This is a genomic window from Muriicola sp., from assembly GCF_041567615.1.
GTDB lineage: Bacteria > Bacteroidota > Bacteroidia > Flavobacteriales > Flavobacteriaceae > Muriicola.
This window is the reverse complement of the sequence record NZ_JBFGBM010000115.1, coordinates 1-8,682: the sequence shown is the minus strand read 5'-3', so window position 1 is coordinate 8,682 and position 8,682 is coordinate 1. Positions and strand designations below refer to the sequence as shown.

Sequence of the window (8,682 nt, the reverse complement as noted above, 5' to 3'; positions counted from 1 at the left end):
ATGATGGGGAATGTAGTGGTATGGAAACCCAGTGACAGCCAGATTTTCTCGGCCAAGGTACTTGTCGACGTATTCAAAGAGGCAGGCCTGCCAGACGGGGTGATCAATGTGGTCTACGGAGATCCTGTAATGATCACCGATCATGTGCTGACACATCCGGATTTTTCAGGATTGCATTTTACGGGATCCACTGACGTATTCAGGAACCTGTGGACGCAGATCGGGAACAATATTCACAACTACAAGACCTACCCACGCATCGTAGGGGAAACCGGAGGGAAGGACTTTATCCTGGCTCATCCCACCGCCAAACCGAAGCAGGTGGCCACGGCCATCGTACGCGGGGCATTTGAATTCCAGGGTCAGAAGTGCAGTGCGGCCTCCAGGGTATACTTGCCTAAATCAACTGCTGAGGAGATCCTGGCGGAGGTGAAAAAAGACATGGAATCCTTTAATCCACCCGGTTCTCCTGAAGATATGAACAACTTTGTCACAGCGGTGATACACGAAGGAGCCTTCAACAAGCTGGCCTCCTATATAGATAAGGCCAAAAAAGACAAGGAGGCATCTGTTTTCGCCGGTGGCGGATATGACAAGAGTAAGGGCTACTTCATTGAACCCACGGTAATCCTTACGACAGACCCCCATTACGTGACCATGGAAACGGAGCTTTTCGGGCCGGTCGTTACCGTCTATGTGTACGAAGACAAGGACTGGAATAACGTACTGGAACTGGTGGATACTACCTCTCCCTATGCGCTTACCGGTGCTGTGATGGCCACGGATCGCTATGCGATTGAGCAAGCCACTAAAGCCCTTGAGAATTCGGCAGGTAACTTCTATATCAATGACAAACCCACAGGAGCCGTTGTGGGTCAGCAACCGTTCGGCGGTGCCAGGGCTTCAGGGACGAACGACAAGGCCGGATCGGCCCAGAACCTCCTGCGCTGGGTTTCACCCCGTCTGATCAAGGAGACTTTCGTCAGTCCGGAAGACTACAGATATCCATTCCTGGGATAGGAAACTAACTGAAAATACGGCCCTCAAGAACTATTTTTCTTGGGGGCTTTTTTTATGGTAAGAAGGCCCAAATACACGACCCGTTATACTATCAATGTAAATTTAACGTTAATTATTTGTAAATTTAATGTAACTTTAGAGTATCAATCGATCGTGTCATGAACAATTCCGCCTCTAGAAAAAAACAGCAAAGGAAAACAGAAACAGGGTTATTTAACCTTTATGGAATACTGAAGAGATATGCCCAAAAGTGCCGCTATTCCTATCTTTCTAATTTGTATCTGTGATCCCCGAAAGAGTTATAAGGGAAGGTGTACCACCACTTTGGTATCAAAAAAGTCTTCTTTAAAATATTCCGACAGGGGATAGATATGCGCCTTTGAAAAACCTTGTAATTCTTCGGTGAGATCCCCTCCCTTGAGGTATAATATGCCATTTTTCAGGGGATGTACCGATTTTTGACGGATCCTCCCATCTACCCAACGCACAAAGGAAGGCATAGCCGCCACCGCCCTGCTGACGATAAAATCGAATGAGCCCTGCAGCTCCTCTACGCGGGAATGCACTGCATTTACGTTATTCAATCCGAGTCCGTCTATCACCTCCTTTACGACCCTCATCTTTTTCCCGATAGAATCCACCAGGGTAAACTGTGTCTCCGGGAACAGGACCGCGAGGGGGATACCCGGAAAACCCCCACCCGTTCCTACATCGAGTACCCTGCTGCCGGGCAGGAAGGATATGACCTTTGCGATCCCCAGAGAGTGCAGAATATGCCTCAAATACAATTCATCCACATCTTTCCTCGAAACCACATTGATTTTTTGATTCCAATCCTGATACAGACCTGCCATAGCGGTAAACTGCCTGGTCTGCGTATCAGTGAGTTCGGGAAAATATTTCAGAATCAGATCTGTATTCATCCTGAATTTTACGTCAAAAATAGGTTAATTTGAACCTACCTTTTATGATAATTTAAGATTTTCAGGGCATTAAAAAGAGTTGTATTACGTTATCTTTACACCTTTGAATTTATTTTATGGAGAAAACTACGGTCAGATTTTCAAGAAAAGACTCTGCAAACTTTTTCAGAACACTCAACAAAAGGGTCAATGAATATTTCGAAACCCATAACCTCAAAAAGACAGGGAACTGGCGTCTTCACCTGAAGACGGCGGTTATGTTTTCCCTCTTCTTCGCCCCTTATTTCCTGATCCTCACCCTCGACCTGCCCAACTGGGCCAATCTGTTGCTGACCATGACCATGGGAGTGGGGATGGCCGGAGTGGGCATGAACGTAATGCACGACGGGAATCACGGTTCTTATTCCACCAAAACGTGGGTAAACAAACTCATGGGCAGCAGTATTTACATCCTCGCCGGCAATGTTTACAACTGGCAGGTACAGCACAATGTACTACACCATACCTATACCAACATCCATAACCACGATGAGGACCTTGAAGCAGGGCGCATCCTCAGGTTTTCAAAACACGCCAAATGGCACCGTTTCCATAAATTTCAACATTATTACAGCGTATTCCTGTATGGCCTGCTGACCTTCAACTGGGCGCTTACCACTGATTTCATGCAGATGTACCGCTACACAAAGCGGAAGCTCTCTTACGGGAAATTTCCTAATCCCGTTATCAACTGGAGTGTGCTTTTGATCACCAAATCGATCTATATAACCGTGTGGATTGTCTTACCCATGGTCTTTCTCAGCATAGCCTGGTGGAAGATCCTGCTCGGTTTTTTCATCATGCACTATGTGGCCGGAGTGATACTGAGTGTGGTATTCCAGCTGGCACATGTGGTAGACGAAGCGGAAACACCCCTCCCTGAAGAGGATGGTTCCATGAAAAATACCTGGGCCATTCATCAGTTGTTCACCACGGTGAACTTCGGGACCCGAAACAGAATCGTAAATTGGTTTACGGGCGGACTCAACCACCAGGTTGAACATCACATCTTCCCCAACATCAGCCATATCCATTACACAAAAATCTCCAAAATTGTGAAAGAAACGGCCCGGGAGTTTAATTTGCCCTACAACGAATACAAAACTACCAGAAAAGCCATAATTTCGCACTTCAGGCATTTGAGGGAACTCGGTAGAAATCCCCGGATGCAGTATCAATAATTAGTTAGACCAACATGAGCAACGCCTTATCCGATAGAATCAACAAACTCTCTACTTCGGCCACCCTCGCTATGGCCGCCAAGGCCAGGGAGCTGAGAAATGAGGGAAAAGACATCATCGGCCTGAGTCTGGGGGAACCCGACTTCAATATCCCGGATTTTATCAAGGAAGCCGCCAAAAAGGCCATCGATGAAAACTACAGCAGTTATTCCCCTGTAGATGGGTATGCGGATCTGAAACTCGCGATATCCAATAAATTCAAGAGAGACAACAACCTGGAGTACAAACCCAGTCAGATCGTGGTCTCTACAGGAGCCAAACAATCCCTTGCCAACGTGGCCATGGTCATGCTGAACAAGGGAGATGAGGTCATCCTTCCTGCCCCCTACTGGGTGAGCTACCGCGACATCGTACAGCTGGCAGAAGGCACCCCGGTTGAAGTACCTACGAGCATAGAGACGGATTTTAAGATGACCCCTTCCCAGCTCCGCGATGCCATTACCCCAAAGACCAAGATGCTCTGGTTCAGCTCCCCCTGTAACCCCAGCGGATCTGTTTACAGTGAGAAAGAACTCAGGGGCCTGGCAGAAGTACTCGCAGACCACCCCCAGATCTATGTAGTCTCTGATGAGATCTACGAACACATCAATTTCCGGGGCAAACACGCCAGTATAGCCTCAATAGCAGGGATGTATGACAGGACCATCACCGTGAATGGAGTATCCAAGGCCTTTGCCATGACCGGGTGGAGGATCGGTTATATAGGGGCAGCCGACTGGATCGCCAAGGCCTGTACCAAATTCCAGGGACAGATCACCAGCGGAGCCAACGCCATAGGTCAGCGTGCAACCATCGCCGCCCTCGAGGCGCCGGTGAGCAAAATTCAGTTCATGATAGACAAATTCAGGGAACGCAGGGACCTGATACTATCCCTTTTGGGCACTATCGATGGCTTTAAACTCAATGTACCCGAAGGAGCATTTTACGTCTTCCCGGACATCTCCAATTACTTTGGGAAAGAACTGAGGGGCAAAAAGATCGACAATGCGTCCGATTTTGCCATGTACCTGCTGGAACACGCTAATGTGGCCACGGTCACGGGTGAAGCCTTCGGCAACCCGGATTGTATTCGTATTTCTTATGCAGCTTCTGAGAAAGAGATCAGGGAAGCGGTTGACAGGATCAAGAAAGCACTTTAAATTTCCTTACGTCCTTTTCCAGAAGTAGGGTGTCATAAGGATAAGGACCGTAAAGAGTTCCAGCCTTCCGGCAAGCATCAGGAATCCACACCACCACTTACCGAGTTCAGGCAAGCTGTTGAAATTGTTGAGCGGACTCAGGCTGCCGAATGCAGGGCCCACATTTCCCAGGGCAGAGGCGGCCCCTCCGATAGAAGAATCAAAATCAAGCCCGAGGAAGCCCAGGACCAGCGCTCCGATCACGAACAGCAGCATGTAAAGTACGAAGAAACCGATCACGTTATAGACCACGTGCTCTGTAACGGTCTTATTGTTAAACCTTACCGGGATCACCGCATTGGGGTGGAGCGTCCTCTTAAACTCAAGCAGTCCATTCTTAATGATCAGGATGTGCCTCATGATCTTGATCCCTCCGGCCGTAGATCCTGCTGAGCCTCCGGCGAACATCAGTCCGAAAAAGAAAACCGTGATAAAAGGGGTCCAGGCGGTAAAATCGGCCGACACAAACCCCGTGGTAGTGACCACCGCCACTACCTGGAAAAGGGCATGCCTGAATGCGCTCTCCGCTTGCCCCAGCACCTTTGGATGGTAATCGGAAACAGGAACCTCTGCCATGAAATAGATGACCAGGGCCACGGCGATCACGATGAGCAATGTGAAGATCACATAGTATTTAAATTCCTCATCCCTGAGTACTTTCTGTACCTTTCCCTTAAAGGCAAAATAGCTCAATACGAAGTTGCTCCCGGCCAGGAACATAAAAAAGATGACGATGTACTGGATCAAAGGCTGGTTGTTCCAGTAGGCCAGACTGGCGTTCTTCGTGGAAAATCCTCCGGTTGAAAGGGTGGCCAGGGAATGGTTGATCGCATCAAAAAAGGTCATCCCAGCGGCATAGAGCAGGATGGTCTCAGCGACCGTATAACCAAAGTAGATCAACCAGAGGCGTTTGGCCGTATCGGTAATCCTGGGGTGCAGTTTGTCGGCACTGGGGCCGGGAGCTTCGGCGGCGAACAATTGCATTCCTCCAATACCCAATAATGGGAGAATGGCGATGGCCAGGACGATAATCCCCATCCCTCCTATCCAGTGTGTCAGGCTTCGCCAGAAGAGGATCCCTTCAGGCAGTACTTCGATGTCATCAATGATGGATGCCCCGGTAGTGGTGTACCCGGACATGGTCTCGAAAAAAGCGTTGGTAACATCCGGAATTGCGCCGGTAAAAATATAGGGCAGTACTCCAGAAGCCGCCATGATGATCCATCCAAAGGTAACAATGATATACCCTTCTTTACGGGAGACTTCCTTGTCATGGCCCCGGGTCAGGAACATGGACATCACACCAATCATCATGGTAACGATAGAGGCCAGGGTGATATCCAGGGTTACTCCATCTTCATAGATTCCGCTCACTACAGCCGCCAGCAACATGAAGCCCCCATTACACAGGAGGAGGAGCCCCATGAGGTGAATGATGATTTTGGTGTTGAATCCCATCCTACAGGAATAAGCGTTCTATCTTCTGTATGGCCTGGGGGAGACAGCAAACTACAACACGGTCGCCTGCAGTAATCTCAAAATCTCCCAGGGCGACCATTCCTTTCCCGTCCCGGATCACCCCTCCTATTATGGCATTTCTCGGAAAGTCGAGATCCCTAATCACCTGTCCGTCCATTTTTGAATCCGATTTTACCACGAATTCAAGGATCTCCGCATTGAGGTTGTTCAGCCTTGTCAGGGCCACCACTTCTCCTTTGCGGATATATCTGAAGATGTTGTTGGCGGCCAGGAGTTTCTTGTTGATCAGGGTATCGATACCGATGGACTGGGACAGCTGGAAATAGTCCATATTCTCCACCAGAGCTATGGTCTTCTTGATGTGTTTGGATTTGGCTACCAGACAGGACATGATATTCGTCTCTGAATTCCCCGTGACCGCGATAAAGGCATCCATGGATTCCAGGCTTTCCTCTTCAAGGAGCTCCACGTTGCGTCCATCTCCGTTGATCACCAGGGCATTGGGAAGGATATCAGCCAGGTCAAAGGCCTTTTCCTTGTTCTTCTCTATGAGTTTCACGTTGAATTTCCGGGCACAGAGATCTCGTGCTGCCTTGAATCCCACCTTGCTGCCGCCGAGGATCATCACATTCTTCAGGGCTTCCTTTTTCTTCCCTGTGAGCTTGTACAATTCATCCACCCCCTTTTTATCAGTAATAAAATACACCTGGTCTTCGGCTTTGAAGACAGTGTCGCCCCTGGGGATCAGGGTATATTGCGTTCCCCTGCGCTGCATGGCAATGGGCATAAAATGGAGTTCAGGGAAGATGGATGCCGCTTCCTTGACCGATTTTCCTACAAAAGGGGCACCTTTGGGCAGGGAAACCCCAACCATGATTAAGGCGCCGTCCTCAAATTCATAGGTGTCGTGGAAGGCAGACTGATTCAGGAGTAGCTGGATTTCCGAAGCCGCGAGTTCCTCCGGAGAGATCAGTTCATCAATTCCGAGTTCTTCAAAGTTGATTCTTTCCCGGTAGTCGAGGAATTCGGTATTGGAGATCCGGGCAATGGTCCTTTTGCATCCGAGCTGTTTGGCCAGCATGCAAAGAGTGATATTGGTAGTTTCCGATGAAGTGACCCCGATGACGAGGTCAGAACCCTCCACCCGCGCCTCCTGCAATACGGAAAGGGAGGTTGCATCTCCTCTTAGAACCCTGATATCCAAATGGTTATCGGCGTAGATCAGACTTTCCTTGTGGGTGTCGATCAGTGTGATGTCCTGTGATTCGTAAGAGAGTAGTTTAGCCAAATGAAAGCCTACTTCGCCTGCACCAGCGATGATAATCTTCATGAGCAATTAAGGTCTTTAATCATAACGCACAGACCGTCTTGGAAGTTCAATCCCGATCTTGTTTCCACGGCACTTACCAAAGGAAGAGTTGCATGGACTGCGGAGCAAAATTACACAATTTTATTTCAACCCTGTCCATTGGAAGCTTTGTTTTAAAAACCGTGTTTGCCGTGGAACCAGCCTCCGGAACAATGGCTTTGTGTTATCTTTGCACAAAATTTACGCTATGTCGAAGAATGTGACTCCCTACAAGGATACTGAAAGGGGCAAGAAAGAACAGGTAACCTCCATGTTCGATGCCATTTCGGGGGAATACGACGGCCTTAACCGGGTGATCTCATTCGGGATCGATGTAAAGTGGCGGAAGCGGGTGGTCAGAATCCTCAGGGAAAGGTCTCCGGAAACCATTCTGGACATCGCGACCGGGACGGGAGACCTGGCCATAAACCTGGTGGAAACAGGTGCTTCCAGGATCGTGGGACTGGATATTTCTAAGGGTATGCTCGAGGTGGGCAAAAAGAAAGTGAGACAAAGGGAGCTGAATGATAAGGTGGAAATGCTCGTCGGAGACAGTGAGGATCTGCAGTTCGGAGAAAATAGCTTTGATGCCGTCACTGTGGCCTTTGGCGTTCGAAATTTTGAAAACCTGGAGAAGGGACTCAGCGAGATCTACAGGGTTTTGAAACCCAAAGGCACCCTGGTCATTTTGGAAACTTCTGTCCCCACAAAAACACCCTTTAAACAGGGGTATGCCTTCTACACCAAGTACATCCTTCCCACCATAGGTAAAGTATTCTCCAAGGACAGGTCGGCTTACCGCTATCTCAGCGAGTCGGCTTCCGTATTCCCACATGGAAAAGCCTTCAACAATATTTTAGGGGAAATCGGGTTTATAGGTATGGAGAACAGGCCGCAAACCTTTGGCGTGGCCTCCATTTATATCGCCAGTAAGTAGTTTATGAGGAGATCCTTTTTTCTTCTGTTCCTGATCCTGATGGGAAATGCGAGCGTGCTCGTTGGCCAGTTCAATGAAAAGCCTATCCTCAATCTGGAAAATGAGGACAAAGCGCTTTTAAACTGGGGCTATTTTCTTGGCTTTAATCAATACGATTTCAAATTCGAATACAAGAACGACCTGCAGGATATCCTTGTAAATAAGTCGGTAGGTTTTAATGTGGGCCTGATCGGGGAAGTGCGGCTGCACGAACACTTCGACCTCCGTTTTGAACCCGGACTCTACTACGGGTCTCGAACCCTGGGATTTCCTGGGTTTTCGGAAGAGAGCGATGCAATCCGGGAGGTAAAATCGACCTATATCAATTTTCCCCTTCTGCTCAAGGCGAGCACCAAGAGGATCGGTAACTGGAAACCTTTTATCGTGGGCGGTGTTTCAGCTTCCATGAACCTGGGCAGCAACGAGGACAGCCTGGATGATAACAGCAGCGGGACCTTCAGGATGAAAAAACAGGTTT

At 48.7% G+C, this 8,682-nt stretch carries 8 protein-coding genes; 5 read left to right on the top strand and 3 right to left on the bottom strand.

Annotated features, from left to right (window positions below):
* Positions 1 to 1,020 (top strand): aldehyde dehydrogenase family protein (locus tag ABYP73_RS08900; RefSeq protein ID WP_372974084.1); only part of this gene is annotated, 1,020 nt, incomplete at its 5' end.
* Positions 1,021 to 1,319: 299 nt separating this feature from the next.
* Here ABYP73_RS08900 and rsmG read toward each other — a convergent pair.
* The gene (rsmG, locus tag ABYP73_RS08895; protein ID WP_372974083.1) at positions 1,320 to 1,943 is read right to left on the bottom strand and encodes a 16S rRNA (guanine(527)-N(7))-methyltransferase RsmG; all 624 of its coding nucleotides are present in this window, start codon (positions 1,941 to 1,943) and stop codon (positions 1,320 to 1,322) included.
* 116 nt (positions 1,944 to 2,059) lie between these two features.
* Between rsmG and ABYP73_RS08890 the strand changes: the two genes are divergently transcribed.
* On the top strand, positions 2,060 to 3,163 hold the full coding sequence (locus ABYP73_RS08890) for a fatty acid desaturase (protein ID WP_372974082.1): 1,104 nt from the start codon (positions 2,060 to 2,062) through the stop codon (positions 3,161 to 3,163).
* A 14-nt stretch (positions 3,164 to 3,177) separates the two neighbouring features.
* A complete protein-coding gene (locus ABYP73_RS08885) occupies positions 3,178 to 4,362 on the top strand; it encodes a pyridoxal phosphate-dependent aminotransferase (protein ID WP_372974081.1) in 1,185 nt (394 codons plus the stop codon).
* Between the two features lie 6 nt (positions 4,363 to 4,368).
* On the opposite strand, the gene ABYP73_RS08880 is transcribed toward ABYP73_RS08885, so the two are convergent.
* Both ABYP73_RS08880 and trkA read right to left on the bottom strand, forming a co-directional pair.
* Positions 4,369 to 5,859, bottom strand: coding sequence for a TrkH family potassium uptake protein (locus ABYP73_RS08880; protein ID WP_372944505.1), 1,491 nt, complete (start codon positions 5,857 to 5,859; stop codon positions 4,369 to 4,371).
* A 1-nt stretch (position 5,860) separates the two neighbouring features.
* The gene (trkA, locus tag ABYP73_RS08875) at positions 5,861 to 7,210 is read right to left on the bottom strand and encodes a Trk system potassium transporter TrkA (protein ID WP_372974080.1); all 1,350 of its coding nucleotides are present in this window, start codon (positions 7,208 to 7,210) and stop codon (positions 5,861 to 5,863) included.
* 226 nt (positions 7,211 to 7,436) lie between these two features.
* Between trkA and ubiE the strand changes: the two genes are divergently transcribed.
* Together ubiE and ABYP73_RS08865 are read left to right on the top strand one after the other, a co-directional pair.
* Entirely contained in the window at positions 7,437 to 8,165 is a 729-nt protein-coding gene (gene ubiE, locus ABYP73_RS08870) for a bifunctional demethylmenaquinone methyltransferase/2-methoxy-6-polyprenyl-1,4-benzoquinol methylase UbiE (protein ID WP_372974079.1), read from the top strand.
* A gap of 3 nt (positions 8,166 to 8,168) precedes the next feature.
* Positions 8,169 to 8,682 (top strand): porin family protein (locus ABYP73_RS08865; RefSeq protein WP_372974078.1); only part of this gene is annotated, 514 nt, incomplete at its 3' end.

What these genes read in the sequence shown, in the direction of transcription:
- ABYP73_RS08890 (WP_372974082.1), top strand. Translation starts at nt 2,060, where the DNA reads ATGGAGAAAACTACGGTCAGATTTTCAAGAAAAGACTCTGCAAACTTT.
- ABYP73_RS08885 (WP_372974081.1), top strand. Translation starts at nt 3,178, where the DNA reads ATGAGCAACGCCTTATCCGATAGAATCAACAAACTCTCTACTTCGGCC.
- ABYP73_RS08880 (WP_372944505.1), bottom strand. Translation starts at nt 5,859, where the DNA reads ATGGGATTCAACACCAAAATCATCATTCACCTCATGGGGCTCCTCCTC.
- trkA (WP_372974080.1), bottom strand. Translation starts at nt 7,210, where the DNA reads ATGAAGATTATCATCGCTGGTGCAGGCGAAGTAGGCTTTCATTTGGCT.
- rsmG (WP_372974083.1), bottom strand. Translation starts at nt 1,943, where the DNA reads ATGAATACAGATCTGATTCTGAAATATTTTCCCGAACTCACTGATACG.
- ubiE (WP_372974079.1), top strand. Translation starts at nt 7,437, where the DNA reads ATGTCGAAGAATGTGACTCCCTACAAGGATACTGAAAGGGGCAAGAAA.